Annotated in this window: 17 protein-coding genes; 3 read left to right on the top strand and 14 right to left on the bottom strand. The window is 69.7% G+C overall.

Features of this window, described 5'->3' with window-relative positions:
• Positions 1 to 216 precede the first annotated feature (216 nt).
• Complete coding sequence (locus tag VLK61_RS07130; RefSeq protein ID WP_325419628.1) at positions 217 to 3,444, bottom strand: diguanylate cyclase domain-containing protein; 3,228 nt, start codon at positions 3,442 to 3,444, stop codon at positions 217 to 219.
• A 292-nt stretch (positions 3,445 to 3,736) separates the two neighbouring features.
• On the opposite strand from VLK61_RS07130, the gene VLK61_RS07125 reads away from it, so the two are divergent.
• Entirely contained in the window at positions 3,737 to 5,554 is a 1,818-nt protein-coding gene (locus tag VLK61_RS07125) for a sigma 54-interacting transcriptional regulator (RefSeq protein ID WP_325419627.1), read from the top strand.
• A 16-nt stretch (positions 5,555 to 5,570) separates the two neighbouring features.
• On the opposite strand, the gene VLK61_RS07120 is transcribed toward VLK61_RS07125, so the two are convergent.
• The 11 genes from VLK61_RS07120 to VLK61_RS07070 all read right to left on the bottom strand — a co-directional run bounded on the left by VLK61_RS07120 (position 5,571) and on the right by VLK61_RS07070 (position 16,154).
• Positions 5,571 to 6,071: an LPD7 domain-containing protein gene (locus tag VLK61_RS07120; protein ID WP_325419625.1), complete on the bottom strand. Its 501-nt coding sequence runs from the start codon at positions 6,069 to 6,071 to the stop codon at positions 5,571 to 5,573.
• A 32-nt stretch (positions 6,072 to 6,103) separates the two neighbouring features.
• Complete coding sequence (gene dsbD, locus VLK61_RS07115) at positions 6,104 to 7,957, bottom strand: protein-disulfide reductase DsbD (RefSeq protein ID WP_325419623.1); 1,854 nt, start codon at positions 7,955 to 7,957, stop codon at positions 6,104 to 6,106.
• Between the two features lie 32 nt (positions 7,958 to 7,989).
• On the bottom strand, positions 7,990 to 9,204 hold the full coding sequence (locus VLK61_RS07110; protein WP_325419621.1) for a DUF3570 domain-containing protein: 1,215 nt from the start codon (positions 9,202 to 9,204) through the stop codon (positions 7,990 to 7,992).
• Entirely contained in the window at positions 9,191 to 9,412 is a 222-nt protein-coding gene (locus VLK61_RS07105; RefSeq protein WP_325419620.1) for a DUF4266 domain-containing protein, read from the bottom strand. Before VLK61_RS07105 ends, VLK61_RS07110 begins: the two co-directional genes overlap by 14 nt.
• The gene (locus tag VLK61_RS07100; protein ID WP_325419618.1) at positions 9,409 to 9,933 is read right to left on the bottom strand and encodes a TlpA family protein disulfide reductase; all 525 of its coding nucleotides are present in this window, start codon (positions 9,931 to 9,933) and stop codon (positions 9,409 to 9,411) included. The genes VLK61_RS07105 and VLK61_RS07100 overlap by 4 nt, the downstream gene beginning before the upstream one ends.
• On the bottom strand, positions 9,933 to 11,957 hold the full coding sequence (locus VLK61_RS07095; RefSeq protein WP_325419616.1) for a choice-of-anchor D domain-containing protein: 2,025 nt from the start codon (positions 11,955 to 11,957) through the stop codon (positions 9,933 to 9,935). The genes VLK61_RS07100 and VLK61_RS07095 overlap by 1 nt, the downstream gene beginning before the upstream one ends.
• A 74-nt stretch (positions 11,958 to 12,031) precedes the next feature.
• A complete protein-coding gene (locus VLK61_RS07090; protein ID WP_325419614.1) occupies positions 12,032 to 12,511 on the bottom strand; it encodes a JDVT-CTERM system glutamic-type intramembrane protease in 480 nt (159 codons plus the stop codon).
• A 229-nt stretch (positions 12,512 to 12,740) separates the two neighbouring features.
• The gene (locus VLK61_RS07085) at positions 12,741 to 14,114 is read right to left on the bottom strand and encodes a S8 family serine peptidase (RefSeq protein ID WP_325419612.1); all 1,374 of its coding nucleotides are present in this window, start codon (positions 14,112 to 14,114) and stop codon (positions 12,741 to 12,743) included.
• Positions 14,111 to 14,770: a zf-HC2 domain-containing protein gene (locus VLK61_RS07080; RefSeq protein WP_325419610.1), complete on the bottom strand. Its 660-nt coding sequence runs from the start codon at positions 14,768 to 14,770 to the stop codon at positions 14,111 to 14,113. The genes VLK61_RS07085 and VLK61_RS07080 overlap by 4 nt, the downstream gene beginning before the upstream one ends.
• Positions 14,767 to 15,339 carry an RNA polymerase sigma factor gene (locus VLK61_RS07075; protein ID WP_325419608.1) on the bottom strand — a complete coding sequence of 191 codons (573 nt, stop codon included), beginning with the start codon at positions 15,337 to 15,339 and terminating at the stop codon, positions 14,767 to 14,769. Before VLK61_RS07075 ends, VLK61_RS07080 begins: the two co-directional genes overlap by 4 nt.
• A 110-nt stretch (positions 15,340 to 15,449) precedes the next feature.
• Positions 15,450 to 16,154, bottom strand: a complete 705-nt coding sequence (locus tag VLK61_RS07070; RefSeq protein WP_325419606.1) for a hypothetical protein — start codon at positions 16,152 to 16,154, stop codon at positions 15,450 to 15,452.
• Positions 16,155 to 16,337: 183 nt separating this feature from the next.
• On the opposite strand from VLK61_RS07070, the gene VLK61_RS07065 reads away from it, so the two are divergent.
• Positions 16,338 to 23,177, top strand: a complete 6,840-nt coding sequence (locus VLK61_RS07065) for a response regulator (protein WP_325419604.1) — start codon at positions 16,338 to 16,340, stop codon at positions 23,175 to 23,177.
• 30 nt (positions 23,178 to 23,207) lie between these two features.
• Here VLK61_RS07065 and VLK61_RS07060 read toward each other — a convergent pair whose 3' ends face one another.
• On the bottom strand, positions 23,208 to 24,473 hold the full coding sequence (locus VLK61_RS07060; RefSeq protein WP_325419602.1) for a CaiB/BaiF CoA transferase family protein: 1,266 nt from the start codon (positions 24,471 to 24,473) through the stop codon (positions 23,208 to 23,210).
• The gene (locus tag VLK61_RS07055; RefSeq protein WP_325419600.1) at positions 24,466 to 25,413 is read right to left on the bottom strand and encodes a hydroxymethylglutaryl-CoA lyase; all 948 of its coding nucleotides are present in this window, start codon (positions 25,411 to 25,413) and stop codon (positions 24,466 to 24,468) included. Before VLK61_RS07055 ends, VLK61_RS07060 begins: the two co-directional genes overlap by 8 nt.
• A 67-nt stretch (positions 25,414 to 25,480) precedes the next feature.
• On the opposite strand from VLK61_RS07055, the gene VLK61_RS07050 reads away from it, so the two are divergent.
• Positions 25,481 to 26,212, top strand: a complete 732-nt coding sequence (locus VLK61_RS07050) for a glutathione S-transferase (protein ID WP_325419598.1) — start codon at positions 25,481 to 25,483, stop codon at positions 26,210 to 26,212.
• The last annotated feature ends 328 nt before the right edge of the window (positions 26,213 to 26,540 follow it).

The following is a 26,540-nucleotide window of genomic DNA, read 5'->3' as shown; positions in this document are numbered from 1 at the left end:
GGCGGCGCACCATGGCGCCGGCGAGGCTCTACGCCAGAGGTGGCGCAGGGACCGCTCTCAGGACTTTCCCGGGGTAGCTTTGTTGCGCCGCAGCAGGCGCAAAAAGCCGGCCACAGCCGGGCCGGCTGTTGCTTATATAAGCAATTTCAGCCGTGACTTCCTGGAACAGGTTTCACCAAATAAGCATCAGCAAAGCGCTGGCGGCGTCGGAAACGGCTAGGCGCGACCGCCTTCGATGAGGCGCAGCGCCACCTGGACGTTGTTGCGCCCCGCGCCCTTGGCCTGGTAGAGCATCACGTCAGCCTGCTTGACGAGTGCGTCGACGCTGGTGGCGTCCCCCTGGTAGAAGGCCAGACCGATGCTGGTGGTGACATCGATCGTCTGCTGGTTCATCTTGAACGGCGTGCTCATGGCCTTGACGATCTTGTTGGCGACGATGGCCGCCACCTCGGGTGTCGGCAGGCCTTCCATGATCACCGTGAACTCATCGCCGCCCAGCCGGGCCACGGTGTCGGTCGAACGCAAGGTTTGCGACAACCTGCGCGCAAATGCCAGCAGCAGCGCGTCGCCCACGTTGTGCCCGAACTGATCATTGATTCGCTTGAAGCGGTCGATGTCCAGGTACATGAGCGCCATCAGCGCGCCCGTGGCGCGGCAGCGCTGCATCGCCGCTGCCAGGCGCAACTCGAAGCCGGCGCGGTTGACCAGGCCGGTGAGCGGGTCGGCGCGGGCCAGTTCGATCAGCCGCTTTTCTTCGAGCTTCTGGCGCGTGATGTCGCTGATCACCGCGTGGAAGCCGAGCACCGTGCTGCCGTCGACCGCGCGCTGCGGGATGTAGTGGGCCTCGTAGCAGACATAGCTGTCGCCGCTGCTCATCTCACTCTGGAACGTGACCGGCTTTCCACTCAACGCGCTGCGAATGTGCGGTTCAACCGAGGTGTACGCGGCCTCGCCCAACAGGGCGCGCACGGTCTGGCCCTGGATGTCCTCACGCGGTTTGCCGAAGCCGCGCTCGTACGCCAGATTGTTGAATCGGTAGCGTTCGTCGGCGTCGATGTAGGCCACGCGCATCGGCAGCGCATCGGCCATCGTGCGCAGGCGCGCCTCGCTCTCCTGCAAGGCGCGCTGCGCTTCGCGGTAGGAGCTGACATCGCTGATCAGGGTGTACAGGCCGACGACATCGTCCTGCCCGTTGCGGTCCGGCACGACGGTGACATGCACATGGCGCCGATCCCCGTGGCGCACCATGTCGCGGTCGTAGGCCAGCGCCTGACCTGCCAGGGCCGCCCGCAGTCGGGGCTCGATCTCCGCCCAGGCCGGCTCGCCATAGAAGTCCTGCACGCTGTCCCCGATCTGCGGTGCCGCTTCGCTGCCGAACCACTGCTGGTAGGTGCGGTTGACGAACCGAAAGCGCAGGTCCCGGTCGAGGCAGGAGATCAGCACCGGCAGGTTGTCGGTCACCATGCGCAGGCGATGCTCGCTGTCGCGCAGCGCTTGCTCGGCTGCCTTGGCGGCGGTGATGTCCTGGATCGCCGCCACCAGGCGAACGGGCTTGCCGTCCTGAAACTCGGCTTCGCCCTGAGTGCGAACCCAGATCTGACGACCGGTGGCCGTCATCAGGGGCACTTCCAGGTTCCAAGGCTCGCCCCGCTCGATCCCCTTCAGGACGGCCGCTTCGATGCCCGAACGAATCTCCGGCGCGTAGAACGCGATGGCAGTCTCCATCGTCGGCGCGTAGTCAGGCCCGACCTCGTGGATGTGTCGCGTCTCCTCGGTCCAGGTGTGCTTGCCCGTCACCAGGTCGATCTCCCAGCCGCCGACGCCGGCCACCCGACCCATGCGGGCAAGGCTTTGCTCGCTGGCGACCAGTTGCTTGAGCACCGGCCTCACCTGGCTGTGCTGGGCATAGATGGCCAGCGCGACGATGCCGACCAGCGCCAGCGCCAGCACATTCAGGCGCGAGCGCAGCGGTGCGTAGAGCGTGTCGACATCGGTCTTGACCGCCAAGCCGAGACCGAAATCCTTGATCGGCGTGAAGGCCGAGACGACGTTGATGCCGCGCGGGTCCTTGATGAAGAGCACGCCGCGCTCGCCGCGCAGAGCCCGGGTGACAGGCAGGCCAGGATTGCCGGCCGCATCGAACATCGGGGTTTCGAAGCCCGAAGGGCGAAGCCGGTTCGGCGCGCAGATCGCCTTGTCATTCTGCCGACCGCAGATCGCAACATCGGATGTGGCACTGGAGGCGCGCACGTCGGCCAGCAAGCGATCGAAGAGCGGCATGCGCTGTTCGGTGAGCACCCGTCCCACCGAACGCCCGTCGACGACGACATCGGTTTCGGCGACGAGCAGGTAGCCGTCTTTCCAGGCCAGCAAGGTCGACTGGCCGGCATTCGCCAGATGCTGAATGACGGTCCCCTGCGCGGACGTCATCGAGCCTGCCTGGGCCACGCGCTCGCCGCTCGCGGCGTAGATGTGCACGCCCGTCAGGTCGGCGGTCAGGAAACTGTCGGCAACCCGCTGCAGGAAGTCCTTGGCCGGCGCGTCGTCGGGCGCCTTGCTCAGCTTGTCCAGGGCCTGGCGGGCGGCCGGCCGATTGGCAACGGTCCTCGGGAACCACAGGCTCACCTCGATGGTGTGGGCCAGCGAGGTGGCGTTCGTCGTGGCGGTGAGCAGCATGTTCTTTGACACCGACTGCTCGAAGGTATCGCGCATCAGCGCGAAACTTGCGACACCGCCCGCCAACGCGACGAGCGTGATGATGGCGAGCGAGCGGCGTTTGATGCGCCGCTCGCTCTTGTGCAAGGCCTTGGGATCGAAGGCCTGCGACGCGTCGTGCAGCAGCCACAGACCGGTGCCGACGACGGTGATGCCGAACGCGGTGACCGGCAGCATCCGGTTGAAGCTCGCCAGCCGGTACAGCGTTTCCAGGTCCACGAAGTAGCCGACCAGGCCACTCAGGCCGATCATGAAAACCGCCAGAACCAGCGCCAGGAAGCCGAGTTGACCGGCCCGTGTGGGGCGCCGTGCGCGCAAGCCGAAAGCGATGCCGCTCAGCAGGAACGCCAAGCTGGCGTTCGGCGACATGCGCCCGGGGTACGGATTGGCGGCCGTGGGAACGGTGCCGGCCCGGACAAAGTCGATCCCCAGTGCGATCCCCGTGGCGCTTTCGAACAGATAGGCCACGGGAAACGCGATCAGCGCGGCGATGCACATCGCTGACAGTCGAGCGAGCCAGGGGGCCGCCCCGGGTGGCCGCGAGGCATTGAAAAAGCAGAGGCCTGCAGCGACGAACAGCATCGGGGTCACGATGCCGACGAGCTCGGCACCCGGGATGAGACCGGTGATGGCGTCTACCTGGAACACCCAGTGCAGCACCATGACGGCGCCGAGCAGCCCGACCAGGAGGCCGGCAACCCGTGGCGCTGCAGGGGCGGTCGTTTGCATGAAGGGATCCGGGTGAGTTCTTGTCGCCGGTCGAACGCGGCAACAGGCACCAGCACCGGACGATCGAACACGCAGCGCGAAGCGTACATCCCCAAAAGGAGGGGCGAAAGGCTTGACAAGTGCCACCCGTCGTGCGCTACCGGTCTGGCACGATCTTCGCGAAGCGGCGTGTTGACGAGCGCCGATGCGATCACAACAGCGCGCGGTATCCGGGCCGCTGCCGATTGCTTAAATGAGCGATTGCCAGGCAGACTGCCGGGCCCGCCCTTCATCAAATGAGCGATAGCGCCGCATGGCCAAACAAACACGCATCTCGCTGGCCGAGATGGCCCGCCAGAGCGGCACGATGCTGCGCCGCGGCGACAGCGCCCACTTCGACCCCGCGCTCGGCCTGCAGCCGACGCTGGCGGACCTGACCGAATCGCTGTTCTTCTCGCCTGGTGACGGTCGCATCTGGCTCAACGACCAACGCATGCTGCTGTGGCACAGCTCGGCCATGGGCCACCTGCGCCGCGAGCTGATCGACACCCTCGGCATGGCGCGCGCGCGCGGCCTGCTCACGCGGGCCGGCTACGTGTCGGGCGCGCGGGATGCGCAACTGGTGCGCGAGCGCTGGCCGAACAGCGATGCCGCCGCGGTATTCATGGCCGGCACGCGGCTGCATGCGATCGAAGGCGTGGTCAAGGTCACGCCGGTGTCCTTCGATTTCGACATCGACCGCGGCACCTACGAAGGCGAGTTCCTGTGGGAACACTCCAGCGAGGACGACGAACACATCAGCGCCTACGGCCTGGGCACCGAGGCCGCCTGCTGGTCGCAGGTGGGTTATGCCACCGGCTATGTCACCAGCCTGTTCGGCCAGCTGGTGGTGTTCCGCGAGATCGAGTGCCGCTCGATGGGCGCCAGCGTCTGCCGGGTGATCGGCCGGCATGCGGCGGCCTGGGGCGATGTCAGCGAAGACCTGCGCTACCTGCAGGCCCATGACTACCGCAGCCTGGCCGAGACCGCGCCGGCGGCGCCGGCCGTGCGCCCGCTGCCGCTGCCGCGGCCCGAACCCGGCGAGCGCCACGAGATCGTCGGTGCCTCATCGGCCTTCAACTCGGCCTGCCACCAGCTCGACCGCGTCGCGCGCACCCAGGCCACGGTGCTGTTCACCGGCGAATCGGGCGTCGGCAAGGAAGCCTTCGCGCGGCGCCTGCACCGTGTCAGCGCACGCGTCGACAAGCCCTTCATCGCGGTGAACTGCGCGGCGATTCCCGAGACCTTGATCGAGTCCGAGCTATTCGGCGTCGAGCGCGGCGCCTTCACCGGCGCCACGACCTCGCGCGCCGGGCGCTTCGAGCGCGCCGATGGCGGCACGCTGTTCCTCGACGAGATCGGCACGCTGAGCCTGGTCAGCCAGGGCAAGCTGCTGCGTGCGCTGCAGGAAGGCGAGATCGAACGCGTCGGCGGCAGCCGCACGCTGCGGGTGGACGTGCGTGTCGTCGCCGCGACCAACGTGGATCTGCAGGCCCAGGTGCGCGAGGGCCGCTTTCGCGAAGACTTGTTCTTCCGCCTGAACGTCTATCCGATCCACCTGCCGCCGCTGCGCGAGCGGCGCGACGACATCCCGCTGCTGATGAACCATTTCCTGCGCCGCGAGGCGCAGCGCCATGGCCGGCAGACCACCGGCTTCACGCCGCGCGCGGTGCGCGCAATGCTGCACTACGCATTCCCGGGCAACATCCGCGAGCTGCAGAACCTGGTCGAGCGCGGCATCATCTCGGCCGAAGACGGCGCCGCGATCGACGTGCCGCACCTGTTCCGCCGCGAACAGCTGTCGGAAGAAGCGCTGCTGGCCATCGGCGCGCACGGCGGGCTGACGACGCAACGCGACAAGCCCGCGGGCGGCCTGCTGGCCGAACTGCAGCAGGGCCGCGGCGATGAGCCGCTCACTTTGAACGGCATTGAGCAGCAGCTGCTGCAGGAGGCGCTGGCCGCCGCCCAGGGCAACGTGGCCGCCGCCGCGCGGCAGCTGGGCTTGAGCCGCGCGCAGATGGCTTATCGGCTGCAGCGGGCCGGGCAGGAAGCCCCGCGTGAGCCCGCCCGGCGCAAGCCGCGGCGGGGCTGAGCAAGGCTGCGGCCGGTCACGCCAGCGACTCGCCGCCAGCCGAAAACAGCCGCTGCACACCGGACCGCAACGCACCCACCTCCACGCCTCGGGCCAGCGCCGCCAGGCTCGCCAGGCGCACGAAGTCGGCACTGCCCTGGATCCACACACACCACCACCGGCGATCCACAGCACGGTTCAGCATGGCCTGCACGGCGGCCGGCGCTTCGCTGGTGCTGACCAGCGTGATGATCTGCTCGCTGTAGACCACGCGGCCCGGGGTGCCGCGCAGCGCGTAGTCATGGCCGATGACACGGCGACTGGCGTTCAGAGCCGCACCGGATGTCGACGGGCCCACGGCGGGCCCATCGACGGCGTGCGCGTCGCCGATACCGAGGATGCGGTTCGGCGCGTCGTGCCCTGCTGTCGTCAACGCGCTTGGGGTGAAGAACCACGCCACCTCGGCCGCCGCGAGCTCTCGAACCAGGCTGCTGCGCTCGCTGGCGGATCGCGCGCGAGCCCTGAGTACGTCCGCCATGAATCGTCCTCCCGGGCTGTCAGCTGCCCTGCTCACAGGCCCGCGCGCTGCAACCGGCCCTCGAATTCACGCGCCGGCATGAAGCCGACCACGCGCAGCGCGGCGTCGATCTCGCGGCCGGCGGCGTCGAGGAAGACGATGCCGGGCGGTCCGAACAGGCTGAAGCGCTTGAGCAGCGCGCGGGATTCGGGGCTGTTGGCCGTGACATCGGCTTGCAGCAGCAGCGCGCGCTGCAGGCGGCTGCGCACTGCCGGGTCGCTGAAAGTCAGGTGCTCCATCTCCTTGCAGGACACGCACCAGTCGGCGTAGTAGTCCAGCAGCACCAGCCGGCCCTGCGCCGAGGCCAGGGCCTGCTGCAGTTCGGCTTCGCTGCGCACACGCGTGAAGGCCGGGCCGTCGGCCGCGGTGCCGGCCACGGCCGCCCCACCCGCGCCGGCGCGCTGCGCCAGGTGGCCCAGCGGCTGCGCGATGTCGCGCCCGCCGGACAAGGCGCCCACGCACAGCGCCACGCCCCACAACAGCAGCGGCAGCGCCAGTGCACGCGTCAGCGGGGCCGGCTGGCGGCCGGCAGGCCAGCCGATCAGCGCGGCCGCCACCAGCACGCCGGCGCCGAGGATCAGCATCGTCACCACCATCGGCAGCACCGGCGACACCAGCCACAGCGCGGTGGCCAGCAGCATCACGCCGAACAGCGTCTTCACGCGTTCCATCCACGCGCCGGCACGCGGCAGCAGCCGGCCGGCCGACAGGCCCAGCAGCAGCAGCGGCACGCTCATGCCGCAGGCCAGCGCAAACAGCGCCGCGCCGCCGAGCACCAGGTCACGCGTCTGGCTGATGTAGACCAGCACGCCGGCCAGCGGCGCGGCCACGCAGGGCCCGACCAGCAGCGCCGACAGCGCGCCCATCATGAACACGCCGGCATGGCGGCCGCCGGGCAGGCGGTTCGAGCCGGCGGCCAGGCGCGCTTGAATGACACCCGGCATCTGGAACTCCCAGACGCCGAACATCGACAGCGACAGCCCGGCCAGCAGCAGCGCAAACGCGCCCAGCACCCAGGCGTTCTGCAGCGCGCCGGCCAGGCCCTGGCCCAGCCAGCCGGCCAGCATGCCCATCGCGGTGTAGACCAGCGCCATGCCCAGCGAATAGGCCAGGGCCAGCGTGAAGCCGCGGCCGCGCGACACGGGTTGGGACTGACCGACGATGATCGACGACAGGATCGGCAGCATCGGCAGCACGCACGGCGTGAAGGACAACAGCAGGCCGAAGACGACGAACACGCCCATCACCGTGAGCAGGTTGCCGGAAGCCAGCGCGCTCTGGATGCGCGCGGACTCGCCGGCGGCGGCGTCCGCCGGTGCGGCAGGGGTTGCGGGCGCAGCCGGCGTCACCGCGGCAGCTGCACCTGGCGTGGCCGCTGGCGTGCTGGTGTCTTCGACCACCGGCACCAGGCTGGCCTTCATCGCGCCGCCCTCCTGCTGCCAGCGCAGCGTCAGCTGCTCCGGCGGGTAGCACAGGCCTTCGTCGGCACAGCCCTGGTAGACCAGGCGCCAGTCTGCCGCGGCCGCCGGCGCGCTGAAGGCGACCAGCACCTCGCGCTCCCACACCACCATCTTCTGGCCCAGGCCCTTGTCGAACACCTCGCGGCCGGCCGGCAGCGCGGTGGCCACCGGCTGGCCGGCGGCATCACGCAGCTCGAAGCGGTCGCGGTACAGGTGGTAGTGCTCGGCGATCTCGAAGCGCAGCGTGGCCCGGCCCGGTGCCGGCTGCTGCAGCGCGGGCTTGAAGGCCTGCGCGGGGTCCAGGAAGTCGGCGGCGGCGGCCAGGCCGCCGCACAAGGCCAGCGACAGCGCAAGCAGTGCGCGTGTGAACCAGAGGAGGCAATGCATGATGGTGGGCGTGGTCGGTTGAGGGTTCGAGATCAGAAGCGGTAGCTCAGCCCGGCCTGCAGCCAGCGCGCCGAGAACGGCGCCAGGCCCGGCGAGCCGCTGCCGCCCAGGCGCCAGGCCCCGCGTTGCGCGTAGTGGTCGATCTTGAAGTCCACGCTCCAGGCCGCGTCGAGCTTGACGTCCACTTTGAGCGATAGGCCCAGTGCGCCGAAACCGGACAGGCGCTGGTCGGCGCTGGCCACAGTGCCGGGGGTCCAGCCCGGCGGAAAGGGCTCGCCCAGGCCGGTGTCGTAGACCGGATCGAAGTAGAAGCGCGCCGCGCGCTGGCTGTGATACCGCAGCGCCGGCGTCAGCCGGATCCGCTCGCCCAGCGGCTGCACCCATTCGACATCCAGCGTGTGGGCGCGGATGCCGAAGCTGTCGCCGTAGTAGCGGTAGCCGCTGCGCAGGCTGGCGCCCAGGCTCTCGACGTGGTGGTTCCAGCGCAGCACCGCCGCCAGCTGGTTGCGGTGGTCGGGCCGGTGATCAGGGAACTTGTAGGGGTCGTCGTAGAAGCCGCGACCGCGGCTGAAGCTCAGCGTGCCTTGCACCACGTCGCGCTCGCTGAGGTTCTGCGCCAGGCCGACGCTGAGCTGCAGCGTGCGCCGCCGCTCGTGCAGGCCCGGATTGTTGGTGGCGCTGATGCGGTCGCGCGTCAGTGCCGCCGCGAGGCTGTAGGTGCGGTTGTTGTCCTCGCTGGACAGCGTGGCGCCGCCGGACAGGGCCAGCGAATGGAAGTCGTTCTCGTCGGACCCGGCAGCGCCGACATGCCAGCTGTGGCGCGGTTCATAACGCGTCAGCTTCACGTCCCCGGCCCGGCGCCGTTCCACCTGCTTCGACGCGCCGGAGACCGCCGTGTGGTACCGCGGCGAAGCGCCGGAGACGCTGTCGCTGACGGCCGAGGCCTCCAGCGCCCATTCGTCGCGGATCGGCAGCAGCAGGTAGGCCGACGGGGCACGCACGTGCGTGCGCTTCAGCCCCGGCTGGCGGTCCTGGTAGTCCAGCAGCTTGGTGGCCACCAGGCCCTGCTCGGGCGCCGTCTCGGCCTGCGCCGCACCGGGGGCAACGGCGGCCAGCAGCGCCGGTGCGACGGCAGGCAGCATCGCACCCGGCACCATGACGCCTGGCAACATCAGGGCCGCCGCCAGCAGGCGGTGTTCCAGCCGTTCGGTCCGTGGCGCTGCAGCCGTGGTATCAGTTGCAGCCACAGCCACCTCCGCCGACGCCGGTGCCGCCGGACGCGTTTTCCTTGCTCATCTGGATGTGCTGGTCGAAGCGCTGCTGCAGCGGGTCGCCGTCCAGCCGCATCTCGGGCTTGGCGAGCAGGCCGCGCTGCCAGGCTTGCGGCGGCTGCAGCGTGCCGCACGCGCTCACTGCGACGCACAGCGCCGCCAGGGTCAGGTGTCTCAAGCTCATGGTGTGTTCAGGTGGGTCTTGATCAGGGCTTCCAGTGCTTCGCCGTCGTTGCCACGAAAGCCCCGGTGCACGGCAATCACGCGCCCGTCGGCGGCCAGCAGCGCGGCACTGGGCATGCCCTTGAGCGCATAGCGGCGGGCGCTGGCGCCTTGCGGGTCGAGCACGATTTCGAACTGCGCCGGCACCTCGCCCAGGAAGCGTTCGGCATCGGCCAGCTTGGTGTCCAGGTTGACGCCGACGACGCGCAGGCCCTTGGCGCCGTAACGCGCCTGCATCGCATTGAGCCAGGGAAACGACTGGCGGCAGGGCCCGCACCAGGAGGCCCAGAAGTCCACGTAGGTCAGCCGGGCCCGGCCATCGGGCAGCGCGACGGCCGCACCGTCGCGCTTGGGCAGGCTGAGCGCCGGCGCGGCCTCGCCGACCTCGATGGCCGACGCGGCGCCGGCCAGGGCCATGCCGGCGAACAGGCCCGCCAGCCGCAGCCCCTGCTGCACGCCTGACACGATTTTTGAGCGGCTCATCATCGACCTCCTTGCGAAGCAGCGCCTGCGCTCGGCGCAGCGCGCCGACGGCGCCACAGCAGCGCGGCGGCCGCCAGCGCCATGCCCAGCAGCACCGGATCACGGCTGGCCGTGCCCTCGCCCAGCGTGCAGCCGCCACCGCCCTGGTTGCTGACGCTGGCCTGCTGGCTGGCGCTGAGCGTGATGGTCTCGCCGGCCGCACCGGCATTGCTGGCGATCACCAGGCTGGCCTGCTCGCTGCTCCCGTTGCCGCTCCAATTGAGCGTCAGCACGCACTGCTGGCCGGCCGCCAGCTCGAAGGGCGCCGCGGCGCAGGCGCCGCTGCCGCCGGCGGTGATGCCGAAATTGGCCGACAACAAGGTCAGCGCACTGATCCGCAGCGTGGCGTTGCCGCCGTTGGCCAAGGTCAGTGTCTGGCTGGGGTTGCTGCCCGTCGAGCCTTCGCGCACGAAGCTCAGGCTGCGCGACGACAGCGTGAGCACCGGCGCCGGTGCCGCGACACCGGTACCGCCAAGGGCCACGCTGCCCGGCACATTGCCGTTGGAGACGACGTCCAGGCTGGCGCTGCGCGGTCCCACGGCGCCGGGCACGAAGCCCAGCACCGCCGTGCAGGTGCCGCCGGCCGGCAGCACGGTGCCCGCACTACAACTGCCTTGGCCCTCGAGGTGGAAGTCCGCCGCGGCGGCGCCGCTGAGGCGAAGCTCGGTCAGCGTGGCACTGCCAGGCCCCTGGTTGCTCAGCGTCAGCGTCTGCGCAGTCAGCGCGGCGCCGACCGTGCCGCTGCCGAAGGCCAGGCTGCTCACGGCCGGGGACCAGGCCAGCTGCGGCGCCGCCGCCACGCCGGCACCGGCCAGTGCCACCGTGTGCGGCGAGCCGGCGGCGTTGCTCACCAGGCTCAGCGTGCCGCTGGCCGCGCCGATGCCGGCCGGCGTGAAGCCGATCTGCAGCGTGCACGAGGCCTTGGCCGCGAGGCTGGCGCCGCAGTCGTGGCCGATCAGGCTGAACGGCCCGCTGACCTGCAGGCTGACCAGGCTCAGGCCGGCATTGCCGCTGTTGGTCAGCGCGAGGCTGCGCGCCGTCGCGCTGCTGCCCAGCGTCTGGTTGCCGAAGTCGATGCGCGTCTCGGCGAAGCTCACCGCCGGCAGCGGCTGGGCCACGCCCTGCCCGGCCAAGCTGACGCTGCCGTTGCCACCGTTCGAGGCGATGTTCAGCGTGGCGGCGCGCGCGCCCAGCGCGCTGGGGCTGAAGGCCACGCCCACGCTGCACTCGCCGCCGGCCGCCAGCGGCGAGCCCACCGCGCAGTTGCCGCTGAGGCGGTAGTCGGCCGCGGCGGCGCCGGCCAAGGCCAGCGACGAGAAGCTCAAGGCCGCATCACCGCTGTTTTTGACAGTTATCGATTGCGTGGCACTGGTGCTGGCCAGCACCAGGTCGCCGAAGCTCAGGCTGGCGGCATTCACCGACAGCAGCGGCGCGGCAGCAGCGGTGCCGCTGCCGCTGAGGCCGATCTGCACACCCGCCGCCAGGCCGTTGTGCACGAGATTCAGCGCGCCGCTGCGGCTGCCGGTGGCGCCGGGCACGAACTGCAGGTCGATGGTGCAGCTGCCGCCGGCCGCCAGACTGCTGCCGCAGCTGCCGCCGCTGCGCTGGAAGTCACCGCTGACAGTGGCCGCCAGCGTGCTCAGCGCCAGCGCGCTGCTGGCCCGCACGGTGACGCTCTGCGCCGCGCTGCTGCTGCCCACCGCCGTGCCGGCAAAGCTCACGCTGCCGGGCGAGTTGCCGAGAAAGGCGGCGATGTCGGCGGCATCCGCTTCGCTCAGCCCGCTGAGGAAGCCCATGCCGCCGCGGTTGGTGCTGATCGCATTGCGCAGCACGCTGCTGGCGTTGCGCGCGTTCAGCACCAGCGGATTCGTCGGCGCACTGGCCGCGCCATGGCAGCTGGTGCAATTGCTCGAATACAGCGTGGCACCGCGCACCGGATCGGCGGCCGACCAGGCCAGCGGCGTGACGGCCAGCAGCGTGGCCATCACCGTGGCATTCAGCGGGGCCGCGGCCCGCGGGCGGGACGAAAGGGGGGACAAAACAGACCGCATGGAACTCCTCATCGGACGATGGACAACAACCAGGGGCCCACCGCGGCGAACCACAGCAGGTTGAACAGCGAATGCAGCAAGGCGCAGGGCGCGGTGGCCGGCCAGCGGCGGTAGACGCAGCCGAGCAGCAGCGCCGGCAGCACGGTGGCCGCGCTCGCGAGGTCGGGCCGCAGCAGCACATGCGCCGCGGCGAACACCGTGGCGCAGGCCAGCACCGGCCGCCAGGCCGGCGCCTGCGGCCAGCGCGCCTGCAGCGCCTCCTGCAGGCCGCGGCGCAGCAGCGTTTCTTCCAGCCACGGGGCCAGCACCAGGCTGACCAGCAGCACTTCAGGCTTCGCGGCGCGCGGCAGCAGCAGCGCGACCGCGACGATCAGCGCCTGCGCGGCCAGCACCAGCAACGGCTGCAACCACGGCGGACGCAAGCCCAGCGGGCGCTGCGGCACGGCAGCCGGCGGCCAGCGGTATCTCGACAACAGTGCAGCGGACATGGCACCCAACAGCCGATTGACTCGGCAAAGACAGCGTTGTCGGTAAGTGCCGGGGACACGGCATTCGGGTGCAATCGCAGCGGAAAGAATTTGCGTATCGGTGCGTGCGCTTGTAACGTGTTATCAAAGCGTCACGGCGATCGGTCTCGCGCCGATCGTCCGCATGAACATGACACGCGGCAGTCGGCCCGCATCGCCAAGCGATGCCGGCGCTCCGTCGCGAACGATGTCAGCGCGCCGCGAGCCGCGCGCGCTGCGCCAGCTGGGCCAGGGCGGCCTCGGCGTTGATCGACGCCGGTTTGTCCGCGGGCGCCGTGGCGGTGGCCAGCAGTGTCTGCATCGCCGCGCCGTCCTGCGGACCGCCGGCGGCCAGCAGCAGCGCCGCCACGCCGCTGGCATGCGCCGCGGCGATCGACGAGCCGGAAGCGAAGTCGTAGCGCCCGCCCGGCACCAGTGTCAGCACATCGCGGCCCGGTGCCATCAGCACGCCGGCCACCGGCGCTGTCCCACCGGCCGAGCCGACGACGATGACGCCCGGCATGGCCGCCGGAAAACCTTCGCGCCGGCCGCTGGGCGGCAGCGCCGCGATCACGATGCGGTTCTGGCGCAGCAGTTGTTGCAGCAGCAGGTCCAGCAGCGGGTCGGCCGGCCCGCCCAGGCTCAGGTTGACGATGCGGGCATCCGATTCGAGCACCATCGCCAGCGCCTTGGCCAGCGTGAACGAGTTGCAGCGCGCCACGGCATCGCGCACCGCGCTGGCGTACCAGCAGGCCTTGTAGACGCTGACCCGCGCCTGCGGCGCGATGCCGACGATGCCCTGGCCGTTGTTGGCCACCGCGGCGATCACGCCGACCACTTCGGTGCCGTGGCGGTCCTGGTCGAAGGGCGCCACGCCGGCGCCGGCGGCCACCAGGTCGCGCTGCGCGGCAATGCGGCCCTGCAGGTCGGGATGGCGGCTGTCGAGGCCGGTGTCGACCACGGCCACCGGCACATCGCGACCGACACTGCTGCGGTGCGCCTGCAGCGCGCCGATCTCGGCAAAGCCGCGCTGCAGGCTCACGTACGGATCGTTGTAGCGCGAGGCGACGCTGTCCGTTGTGGCGCTGGCTGCTGTGGTGGCGGCGACGGCACCGTCGCGGCCGGGGGCATCGCCCAGCAGCGCGAAATCCTGCAGCGGCTGGGCCAGGCGCACGCGCCGGTCTTGGGCCAGCGCCTGCAGGACGGCGTCTCGTGGGCGACCTTCAGGCAAGGCCAGCACGGCGCAGTGCAGGCCCAGCGCCACGATCGGCCAGGCGGCCACCTCCTGCAGCCGGTGCTCGCGTGCCACGGCCGACAGCACCGTGGCGGCCTGGTTGCCGACGACATAGCGCGGCGTGCCGCCATACGCCGGCAGGCTGGAGCCGGCACGGCTGGGCACCTGGCGCAAGGGGTTATCCACCGCCAGCACGATGTAGCGGCTGCTGTCGGCGCGCATCGCGGCTTCGGCGGAGGCTTCGGTCGAGGGCTGCGCGGTGGGTGCCGCGGCGATGGCGTCGCGGGGCACGCCGGCGCCCAGCGCGGCGGCGCAGCAGGCCGCCCGCAGCAGCGGCAGCAAGCGCTTCACGGCGCGCTGCCGATGGCTTCGGCCAGGCGAATGCCCGGTGTCGCACGCAGCCGCGCCAGCAGCTCGGCGCCGCGGGCACCAGTGGCCTGGTCCGGCGCCAGCGCATAGGCGCCCACGGCATTCGGGCCATCGACCACGCGCAGGCCCTGCGCCTGCAGCAACGCCTGCCAATCGGCCATCGCCATCTCGGCGCCAGGCACCACGCGCAGCGTGGCCGCGGCGCTCACCGGCGCCGATTGGCTGAGCGTGCGGAAGCCGCTGTCGTCGCCCTGCAGCAGGTGCAGGCTCATCAGCCCCAGGCCGACGGCCTGGACCACCACCGCGGCGGCCAGCGTCAGCTGCAGCCGGCTGCTCCGCCGTGGCGCCAGTACCGGTGCCGGCTGTTGCTCGACCGGTTCGGCCAGGCGGCCCATCAGGCGCGCCAGCCCGGCTTGCGCATCGGGTTCGGGCAGCGGTTCCTGCAGCACCACACGCTGCAGTTGCTGCTGGGCACTCAACTCGGCGCGGCAGCCGGCGCAGTGCAGCAGGTGGGCCTCGGCCAGCGCACGCTGCCCATCATCGGCCCGGCCATTGACCAGCCAGGGCAGCAATTCCCAGACCTGGGCATGCGCGCGTTGGCTGTCTTCGGTGGCCATCGATCCGGTGGGGGTGATCATCGAGCGACTCCCTGCCCCGCCGCCAGCACCGGCAGCAGGTTGCGCAATTTCATGCGGGCGTGGAACATGCGGGCCTTCACGGTGCCTTCGGGGCACTGCATGATCGCCGCGATCTCGTCGATCGAATGGCCGCCGCCATAGGCCAGCTCCAGCACCAGGCGCTGCTCGGCGGGCAGGCGGTCCAGGCCCTTGGCCAGCCAGTCGCGCAGCTCATGCTCGGCCTGCGGATCCCAGCTGCCCGCGGCGGCATCGCCGGCCTCGTCGGCCAGCGGTTCTTCACCATGCTGGCGCAGCGCCTTCAGCGCGCAACGGTAGGCAATCCCCATCACCCAGGTCGACACGCGGGATTCGCCGCGGAAGCCGCCGGCCTTCTGCCAGACGATCCAGAAACTGTCGTTGACCACCTCGTCGACGATGTCGGGCCGGCGCGTCAGGCGGGCCAGGAAGCGGCACAGCCGGCGGTGGTAGCCGTGGTACAGCGCCGACAGCGCCGCACGGTCGCCCTGGGCCATGCGCTGCACCAGGGCCAGGTCGTGGGCGTTGTCGGGATAGTGTTCGGGCAAGTCCATCCAGCGGGATCCAGGGGCGTGCAGCGGGCCTGAGGGGGCAGCAGGATCAGCGGAAGGCCCGCTGTTCTGACGGTAGGTGCCGGGCCGGCGACAAAAGGTTGCCTGGCCCTTCAGAAATTTCTGGCGATCATGGCCGACCAGCGCGCCTGCGCGCCATCGCCCATCCAGTAGCGGGCCTTTGCGTCAGCCGCCAGGCGGTTGACTTCGGCCCGCCACGGCCCCTGCTGCCAGGCCAGGCCCAGCCCGCCGTAGCCGTAGTGCTGCCGGCTGTCCTGCGGCAGGTCGGCGCGGCCCAGGCTGGCGGTCAGCGACCAGGCCTCGCCCAGCGGCCAGCGCAGGCCCAGGTCCAGCGCCCAGTGAAGGCCGGCCCGGCGTCCCGGCCAGGCGGGATAGTGCAGCGCCGTCACCCCCAGCGACACCAGGTCGCGGAAACCGGCGGACGCGCCCGCCTCCACCCGGTCGAAGTTGCGTGAAACCGGGTCACCCGGGTAGGCGTAATAGCCCAGGCCGGCCTCGGCCTGCCAGTCGTTGGACAGCGTCCAGCTGCGCCCCAGGCGGGCCAGCAGGCGGCTGTCGCGCGTGCTGCCACCCTGCAAGCTGGCAGCGACGCTGACTGTCCAGTTGCCGGCCAGGTAGGCCGCAAGCTGGCCTTGCACCAAGGGCTTGCGCGGCCCGACCGTGAGGCCGCGGTCGGTCAGCTCGGTGGCCGCGGCCAGTTCGCCCAGCCACTCGACCGGCTGCTGCGCCCAGCAGGCCGACCCGACGCCCAGCCAGGCCAGCAGCGTGAACAGCCGCAGCCGCGGCGCGGGGCGCAAGCAGCCTCGCGGCGCGATTGGCAGTGACAACAACATCCCAGGGACGCAAGACGCTCGCGAAAGGCACGGGAAGAACCCGGCGCGATTCTGCCAGCGCCTTCGGCGGCGCTCGCGGCCATCGGTGATGACAGCGCTTTTCCCGACTCGACGCACGGCGCTACCCACTACGATGGCAGTCAGACCATGGCTGCGCACTATCAATTTCAGGCCCGCATCGGCGCACTGGCGAGCACCGCTCTCTACCGCGCCCAACGCTTGCCGGACGGCGCGGCCCTTGTCGTGAGGCTGATCGAACCCGAGCGGGCCAGCCCGGCGGCGTCCGAGCACCTGCGGCGCGAATACGCGCTGCTGCAGTCGCTGGACATTGCGGGGGTCGCCAGACCCGTCGCGCTGCTCGAGGCGCCGGGGCCGCTGATGATGGTCTTCGACCAGGTCATCGGCGAGCCGCTGGAAACCGTGCTGGAACGTCGGCACTTCGATGTGCCGACCTGCCTGAGCCTGGCAGTTCAGTTCGCCCGCACACTGGGCGGCCTGCACGCCGCCCACCGCGTCGTCCGGGACATGCGGCCGGCCCATTGGATGGTCGATCCCGACACCCCGACGATCTGCTTGCTGGACTTGAGCCAGGCGAGCGCGCTGGCGCCGCCCTCCGATGCGGACGGCGACGCGAACGGCGACACCTCGATCGACAGCGCGAACCCGCTGGCGTCGGTGGATTGGCCCTATCTGTCGCCCGAGCAAACCGGGCGCATGAATCGCCCTGTCGACCACCGGACCGATTTCTACTCATTGGGCATCATCCTCTACCGCCTGCTGAGCGGCCGCCTGCCCTTCGTCGCCGACGATCCCATGGCCTGGGCCCATTGCCACATCGCACGCATGCCACCGCCGCTGCACGATGTGGCGCCCGATGTGCCGCCAGCGCTGTCGGACATCGTGATGAAACTGCTGGCCAAGCTGCCGGAAGACCGCTACCAGAGCGCGCGCGGCCTGCAAGCTGATCTCGAACGCTGCCTGGCGCAGTGGCGGGCCAGCGGATGCATCGAACCGTTTCCGCTGGGCGCGGAGGAGGACTTGCAGCACTTCCAGGTGCCGCAGAAACTCTGCGGACGCGATAGGCAGATCGCGGCGCTGCTGGCCGCCTTCGACCGCGTCGTCGACACCGGGCAGACAGCGCTGTTGGCCGTCACCGGACCCGCCGGCATCGGCAAGTCCTCGCTGGTGCGCGCGCTGCGCGAGCCGATCGAGCACCGGAACGGCATCTTCATCACCGGCAGCTTCGACCCCTTGCAGCGCGACATACCGTATGCCACGCTGAAGCTGGCGTTACGCGAGCTGGTGCAGCGGCTGCTGGCGGAGAGCGAACAGAACATCGCGTTGCGACAGGCGCAGATTCAGGCGGCCATCGGCAGCCACGGCCACTGGATGGTCGATCTGCTGCCGCAGCTCGAGTTCATCATCGGCCCCCAGGCGCCGGTGCCGGCCCTGCCACCGGCCGAAGCCCAGCACAGGCTCCACGGGATGATTCAGCAGTTCCTCGCGGTGATTGCCCGCCAGGGACAGCCGCTGGTGCTGTTTCTCGACAATTTGCAGTGGATCGATGCCGCCAGCCTGCCGCTGCTGGTGCAACTGCTCACCACGGCGAGCACCTCCCATCTGCTGCTGATCACCGCCTGCCGCACCGACGAAATGGACGATGCGCATCCGCTGCGCACCGGCCTCGCGACCATCCGGCGCAGCGGCACGCCAGTGACCGATTGCCCGCTCGGCCCGTTGTCGGTGACCGATCTGAACCCCTTGGTGGCCGAAACGCTGCACGCGCAGCCCGCCTCCTGCGAAGCGCTGACGCGCCTGGTCGTCGACCGGACCGAGGGCAACCCGTTCTTCTTCACCCAGTTCCTGACCTCGCTGCACCAGGCGGGCTTGTTGCGTTGGGAATCGACGGGCCGACGATGGCAATGGGATCTGGCCCAGATCAGCGCCCGGGACTTCGCCGACAACGTCGCCGAGCTGATGGTGAACAAGGTGCGTCACCTGCCGCTGCCGACCCAGGCCACGCTGCAGTTGGCCGCTTGCCTGGGCAATACCTTCGAGCTGCACCACCTGGCCCTGATCAGCGGGCAGACCGAGGCCGATGCCGACCAGCACCTGGCGGCAGCAGTGCGCGAAAACCTGATCGTGCGCCGCGGTGGCAGCGTCAAGTTCCTGCACCAGCGCATTCAGCAGGTGGCTTACTCGCTGCTCCCCGAAGCCCGCCGCGCCGAAACGCACCTGCACATCGGCCGCACGCTGCTGGCCAACATGACGGAGCAAGAACTCGCCGCCTGGTTGTTCGATGTCGCGACCCAGTTCAACCGCGCTGCGCCCGCGCTGCGGGATCAGGCCCTCGACCTGGCGCTGGACGCCGACGAACAAGCCCGGGTGGTGGCACTCGCCCTGCGTGCCGGGCGCAAGGCCAAGGCTTCGGCGGCCTATGCGTCGGCAGGTGTGTACCTGGCGGCAGCGATGACCCTGCTCGAAGACAGCGACTGGAACAGCCGCCACGAGATGATGTTCACGCTGTGGCTGGAACGCGCCGAGTGCGCGTTCCTGAACGGCGATGTCGACCAGGCCGAACCGCTGATGGCGCAGTTGTTGCAGCGTGCGGCGTCGCGGCTCGACCAGGCGGCCGTGTACTCCCTGAAGATCCAGTGGCATGTGCTGAAGTCGGAAAACACGCAGGCCGTGGCCAGCGCGCAAGCCTGCATGCAGCTGTTCGGCATCGACATCCCTGCGCATCCGACCGCTGCGCAGGTGCAGGCCGAATACGAGACCGTCTGGCAGGCCCTCGATGGCCGCACCATCGAGGAACTGATCGATCTGCCACCGCTGCGCAATGCGGACCTGAAGGCCGCCATGCAGGTGATGTCGGTCCTGCTTGTCCCGGCCTATTTCACCGACTTCCGCCTGTATTGCGCGTACCTGTGCCGCATGGTGACGCTCAGCCTGCAGCACGGCAACAGCGGCGCCTCGGCCCACGCCTACGCCAATCTGGGCGTGGTCCTGGGTCCGGTGTTTCACCGCTACCGCGAGGGCTTCCGCTTCACCCGGCTCGCCTGCGATCTGGTCGACAGGCACGGCTTCATCGCCCACCAGGCTCGAATCCGCTACGCCATGGGCCAGGTTGGCTTCTGGACGCAGCCGGTCGCCGGCGCGATCGACTACATGCGTGCCGCCTGGCGCAGCGCCACCGAGACCGGCGACCGTGCCTTCGCCTGCTACAGCGCAGCCCAGCTCGTGAACGGCCTGCTGTTGCGCAACGATCCACTCGACGAGGTGTGGCGCGAATCCGAAATGAGCCTGGATGTCACCCGCCAGGCCAGGTTTCGCGACATGGAGGAGATTGTCCTCAGCCAGCAGCGCTTCATTGCCGCGATGCAGGGACGGTCCCCTGCCGGTTCGACCAGCGACCCGCGCTTCGACGAAGCGGCGTTCGAGGTGCAGCTGAGCAGCGAGTGCATGGCCACGACGGTCTGTTTCTACTGGATCCTGAAGCTGCGGTCGCGCTTTCTGTCCGGCGAGCACGCGCAGGCGCTGGTCGCCGCCGACAAGGCCAGTGCGCTGCTGTGGGCCGCCGCCGCCCACATCCAGCTGCTCGACCACGCCTACTACAGCGCGCTGACGCTGGCCGCACTGCATGAGCAGGCCCCTGCCGGCGAACAGGATGCGTGGCGCAGCCGCCTGGCGGCGTTGTGCGAGCAACTGCGCGAGTGGGCCGAGAACCACCCATCGACGTTCAGTGACAAGCACGTCTTGGTGGCGGCCGAGATCGCCCGCATCGAAGGGCGTGAGTTCGAGGCCATGCGCCTGTACGAGCAGGCCATTCAGGCCGCGCACGAGAACGGTTTTGTCCAGAACGAAGGCGTCGCCTACGAACTCGCGTCGGCGTTCTACCGGGCACGCGGATTTGCCGCATTCGCCGACACCTACTTGCGCGAGGCACGCAACTGCTTTGCCCGCTGGGGTGCCGGCGGCAAGCTCAGGCAACTCGAAGACCGCTGGCCGCAACTGCGCGCCCAGGCGAGCAGCGTCACCGACGTTCCGGCTGGCGCTGCCGCGCGGCTGGACATGCTGTCGATCGCCAAGGCCACGCAGGCGATCTCCGGCCGCATCGTGCTCGACGAACTGGTCGACACGCTGCTGCGTCTGGTGCTCGAGAATGCCGGCGCGCAGAGCGGCGCCCTGCTGCTCGCCCGCAGCGATGGCCTGGTACTCGCGGCCGAAGCCAGCGTGGAAGCGCAGGCGATTCAGGTGCAGCTGCGCCGCGACCAGGCCCTGCCCGATTCAGCACCGCTCGAGTCGACATTGCCGGCCTCGATCCTCAACTACGTCCAGCGCAGCCGGGAGCCGGTGCTCCTGGCCGACGCGACGCGGCCGCACCTGTTTTCCATGGACGCGTACTTTGCCAGCCATCATCCGAAGTCGCTGCTGTGCCTGCCGATCGTTCGCCAGTCCGCCCTGATCGGCCTGCTCTATCTGGAAAATCGCGTCATCCCGCATGCGTTCACGGCCGAGCGCATGAGCGTGCTGGAGCTGCTGGCGGCGCAGGCAGCGATCTCGCTGGAGAACTCGACGCTGTATGCCGAGCTGCAGCAGGAGAACATCGAGCGCCGGCGAGCCGAGGCAACGACACTCGAGCGGGACAGCCGGATCCGCCGCCTGGTGGAGTCCAACATCATGGGCGTCGTCTTCTGGAGCAATTCGGGGGTCACGGATGCGAACGATGCATTCCTGGACCTCATCGGCTACAGCCGGCAGGACCTGCAGGCCGGAACGATCCCCTGGGCCAGCATCACGCTGCCGGAATACCGTGCGGCCGAGCAGCGAGCGTCGGCCGAACTCAAGCAATCCGGCACCTGTGCACCGTACGAAAAGGTCTACCTGCGCAAGGACGGCCGGCACACGCCGGTGCTGATCGGTGCCGCTTCCCTGCAGGGCACGAGGGACGGTGTGGCCTTCGTGCTCGACCTGAGCGCGCGCAAGCAGGCCGAAGCCGAACGCCAGGCGCGATCGGCGGCCGAAGCCTCGAACCAGGCCAAGAGCGACTTCCTGGCCAACATGAGCCACGAGATCCGCACGCCGATGAACGCGATCCTCGGCATGTCCTACCTGGCATTGCAGAGCGGCCTGAACCCGCAGCAGCTCAACTACGTGCAGAAGGTGCACGACTCGGCGGAGTCGCTGCTGGGCATCATCAACGACATCCTCGACTTCTCGAAGATCGAAGCCGGCCACCTGGACATGGAGCAGATCCCTTTCGAGCTCGGCGGGGTGATGGACAACCTGGCCAGCGTGGTCGGCATGAAGGCAGACGACAAGGGCCTGGAACTGGTGTTCATGATGCCGCCCGGGCTGCCCGTGATGCTGCTGGGCGACCCCGCGCGCCTGAGCCAGGTGCTGCTCAACCTGGGCAACAACGCGGTCAAGTTCACCGAGCGTGGCGAGGTCGTCGTGGCGGTCGAAGAACTGGCGCGCGACGCGTCTTCGGTGCGCCTGGCCTTCGAGGTGCGCGACACCGGCATCGGCATCAGCGCCGAACAACAGCAGCGCCTGTTCCAGCCCTTCTCGCAGGCCGATGCCTCGACCAGCCGGCGCTACGGCGGCACCGGTCTGGGCCTGGCGATCAGCCGCCACCTGGTGCGCATGATGGGCGGCGAAGTGAGCGTGCGCAGCACATTCGGCCAGGGCAGCACGTTTCGGTTCAGCGCCTCGTTCGGCGTGGTGCAGGCGCCCAGCGCGCCGCGTGCTGCCGAGCCGCCTGAGCGCCTGCGCGGCACGCGCGTGCTGGTGATCGACGACAACGACTGCGCGCGTGAACTGCTGCTTGGCATGGCCCGCGGGTTCGGCATGGCGCCTGCGGCCGCCGGCAGTGGCCCTGCCGGGATCCAGGCGGTCAAGCAGGCCGACGCCGGTGGCCACCCTTTCGACCTGGTCTTGCTGGACTGGAAGATGCCCGGGGTGGATGGCATTGCCTGCGCGCAGCGCCTGGCGCAGTTGCCGCTGCGTTATCCGCCGCCGACCGTGCTGATGCTCACGGCGTTCAACCGCGAGGACATGGCGCGCCGACTGGCGGCGGATGGGCTGAGCGTCGCGGCCATGCTGACCAAGCCGGTGACGCCCTCGTCGCTGCTCGACGCCTGTTTCAGCGCGCTGGGGCTGGACCGCCAGCGCGCTTCGCGCAGTGCGCAGCGCCAGACCACGCTGCACACACACCGCGCCGGCCTGACCGGTGCGCGCATCCTGCTGGTTGAAGATAACGCGATCAACCAGGAGCTCGCCTGCAAGCTGCTGAGCCAGGCCGACATCCACGTGCAAGTCGCTGGCAATGGCGCCCAGGCCCTGGAAGTGCTGGCCCGCGACAGCTTCGACCTGGTTCTGATGGACTGCCAGATGCCGGTGATGGACGGCTACACCGCAACACGTGCATTGCGCCAGCAAGCCCGCTGGCGCGATCTGCCGGTGATTGCCATGACCGCCAACGCGATGGTCGGCGACCGCGAAAAGGTGCTGGCCGCCGGCATGAACGATCACATCGCCAAGCCGATCAGGATCGAGGAATTCTTCGCCACGCTGGCCCGCTGGTTCAAACCCGCAGCCCCTGCTGCAGTGGGTGCGACACCGGGCGAGCCACCGGCCGGTTTGCCGAAACGGTGGCCGGGCATCGAGCGACCGGTCGACATGGCCGCGTTCGGCGGCAGCGAAGCGCTTTACCGCCGCCTGCTCGGCATGTTCGCCGAGCGTGAGGCCAGCTTCGCGGCGCGCTTCCGCGCCGCCCGCGACAGTGCCGACCTGGACAGCGCCACGCGCCATGCGCACGAGCTCAAGAGCGTTGCCGCCACACTGGGAGCGCGCACCCTCGGCGAAGCCGCTGCGGCGCTGGAAGCGGCGTGTCTGCAAGGTGCCGAGCGGCAGGACATCGATGCGCTGTTCGAGATCCTGACCGGCCAGCTCGACCCGGTGCTCGCCGGTTTGCGCGCCTTGTGAGCCAGGCTGCGATACGGCCGCCGGCAGGCGTCAGCTGTTGCACGCTTCGGCCGTGGGCGGCGCTGCTTCGGGATGCGCGCCGATGACCTTCGCCGCGCGCAGCGCCGCGATCTCGTCGTTGCCGTAGCCCAGCGAGCGCAGCAGCGTTACGGTCTGGGCGCCCAGCGCGGGCGGCGGCTGGCGCAACGGCAGGCGCTGGCCGTCGAGGGTCAGCGGCAGCAGCGCGGTGCGCGTCTGCACGCTGCGGCCGGCGCCGCTGGCGTCGGCCGGCAGGCTGACCGGCGCCAGGCCGCCGGTGGCCAGCAGGTGCGGGTCGTCGAACAGGTCCTGCGGCCGGGTGATGGGCGCATAGGGCAGGCCGATGCGTTCGAAGCGCCGGCACAGCTCATCCGCGGCGAACGCAGCGAAGCGCTCGCGCAGCAGCGGCAGCATCCAGTCGCGCGCCCTGACGCGGTCGTTGTTGCGGGCCAGGCGCGCATCGGCCAACAAGTCGGCGAAGCCGAACTCGTCGCACATCAGCGCCCACTGCGTGTCGCTGACGGCGGCCAGGAAGATCTGCTCGCCGCCTTCGACGGTGAACACGTCGTAGACCGCCCAGGCGCTGATGCGGCTGGGCATCGGCGCGGCCGCCTGGCCGGTGACGGCGAACTGCATCATGTGCTGCGCCACCAGGAAGACATTGTTCTCGAACAGCGCGCTTTGCACTTCCTGGCCGCGGCCGGTGTGCGCGCGCTTCATCAGCGCCGCCATGGCGCCGATCGCGCCGAACATGCCGCCCATGATGTCGTTGACGCTCGTGCCCGCGCGCAGCGGATCGCCGGGGCGGCCCGTCATGTAGGCCAGGCCGCCCATCATCTGCACCACTTCGTCCAGCGCCGTGCGGTGGTCGTAAGGCCCGGGCAGGAAGCCCTTGTGGCTGACATAGACCAGCGCGGGGTTCAGGCGCGACAGCGCCTCGTAGTCCAGGCCCAGCTTCTTCATGGTGCCGGGCCGGAAATTTTCGCTGACCACGTCGGCGGTGGCGACGAGCCGCAGCGCCACTTCACGCCCCTGCGGCTGCTGCAGGTCGAGCGCGATGCTCTTCTTGTTGCGATTGAACAGCGGAAAAAAGCCCGCACCGGAACCCAACAGCTTGCGCGTGTTGTCGCCCGTGATGGGCTCGACCTTGATCACCTCGGCGCCCAGGTCGGCCAGCACCAAGCCGCAGGTGGGGCCCATCACCATGTGGGTGAACTCCACCACGCGGATGCCGGCGAGCGGCAATGCCTGCTGGCTGGCGACTGGCAAGTCAGGCATGCCGGGCTCCCTGCGAAAAGCCTTTGGGCAAGCCGGCGTCGGGCGTCATGCCATAGAGCGGCTCGCCCGGCAGGCCGGCCTTCAAGGCCTCGCGCGCGGCGATCAGCTTGGCGATGTCCACACCGGTTGAAACACCCATGGCCTCCAACATGAAGACCAGGTCTTCCGTGACCACGTTGCCCGACGCACCGGGCGCATAGGGGCAGCCACCCAGACCGCCCTGCGAGGCGTCGAAGGTGCGCACGCCCTCGTCGAAGGCCGCGAGGCAATTGGCCAGGCCCAGGCCGCGCGTGTTGTGCATGTGGGCCGCGCCGGTCTTGTTGCCGATCTCGGCGCGCAGCCGGCGAAACAGGCGCCGCACCTGCGAAGGATTGGCATAGCCCGTGGTGTCGGAGAGGCCCACTTCGCCGACGCCCGCCCGCGCGCACTGCGCCGCCAGCCAGAGCACGTCTTCTTCGGGCACAAGGCCCTGCAGCGTGCAACCGAACGCCGTGGAAATGCCGGCTTCCACCTGCGTGTGGGGCGCCTGCGCATCGCGCAAGGCCACGATGTTTCGAACCTCCTCGACCATCGCTTCGCGGGTCTTGCGCACGTTGGCCAGCGAATGCGCGGCACTCGCGGAGACGGGAATCGTGAGCTTGTGGACCCCCGCCGCCAGCGCCGCCTGGGCACCGCGCAGGTTGGGCACCAGTGCCATCACGGTGAGGCCCGGCAGCGTGAGCGCATGCCGCACCACCTCGGCCGCATCGGCCATCTGCGGCAGCAGCTGGGCCGGCACGAACGATGCGACCTCGATTTCGCGCAGCCCGGCCGCGTGAAGCGCGGTGATCCACTGGCACTTGTGCGCCGTGGGCATGGTGGCCTTGACGGACTGCAGCCCGTCGCGCGGGCCGACCTCACTGATCAGGACATCCGGGGCTGAAGTGGGGGTGGAGGGCATGACAGCTGGATTCTGTCATGCGCCACGCGTTTCATTCATTGGAGCCCGGACTCGCTACAGTGGATGCATGACCTATGAACTGCACTATTGGCCCACCATCCAGGGCCGCGGCGAATTCGTGCGGCTGGCGCTCGAAGCAGCCGGCGCGCCCTACATCGATATCGCCCGCGGCCCGGAGGATGCCGGCCGCGGGATGCCGGCGATGCTGCGCGCCCTGGAAGCCCGCGGTGAGCGCCATCCGCCCTTCGCGCCCCCGTTTCTCAAGGATGGCGACTTCGTCGTCGGGCAGACCGCGGCGATCCTGCAGTACGTGGCGCCCACGCTGAAGCTGGTCAGCCGCAGCGAGCAGGCGCGCGCCTGGACGATGCAGATCCAGCTGACCATCGCCGACATGGTGACGGAGGCGCACGACACGCATCACCCCATCGCCGCCAGCCTCTACTACGAGGGCCAGAAGCCCGAGGCCTTGCGCCGCGCGGGCGACTTCTGCCGTGCGCGCATGCCGAAGTTCCTGCAGTGGTTCGAGCGCATCCTTTCGCAAAACTCGGCGGGTGAGCGCTTCCTGGTCGGCGGCCGCCTGAGCTATGCGGACCTGTCGCTGTTCCAGCTCGTCGAGGGCCTGCGTTATGCCTTTCCGCAGGCCGCCGAGCGGGTGCTCGCAGGTACGCCGCGGATCGTGGCGTTACACGACCGGGTCGCTGCGCTGCCGCGGGTGGCGGCTTATCTGCGTAGCGAACGGCGCATTCCGTTCAATGAGGAGGGGATTTTTCGGAGGTATGCGGAGCTTGATGTTGGTTGAGGCGCAAGCGCTTCACGGCCGCTCTCGACCCAAAGCAGCCATCGTCGAGTCTCATCACGGCCAATCGGCAACTTGTGCCGCCAACACTGCTGCCGTCGTTAGCAGACCAATGCTGAACAGTTCCGCGCATCCAGCTGATGCACAAGGTGTCGTCAGGCCCTTCGTGATCAGGCCGTGGCCCAGATCCTGAATTCGGTGGCATTGGCCACCGGCCGCACCTGCTGCTTCTCACGGCGCAGTGACACCAAGCCGTACCGCTCCATCGTCTTGAGCGTACGCGACAGGTTGCCTGGCTGCCGTCCCGTGGCCTGCGCCAGCTCTGCCATGG

This window comes from Aquabacterium sp. (genome assembly GCF_035476535.1).
In the GTDB taxonomy this organism is placed as follows: domain Bacteria; phylum Pseudomonadota; class Gammaproteobacteria; order Burkholderiales; family Burkholderiaceae_C; genus Pseudaquabacterium.
Note: the sequence above shows the minus strand (reverse complement) of the source record. Positions and strands in the feature narration are given on the sequence as shown.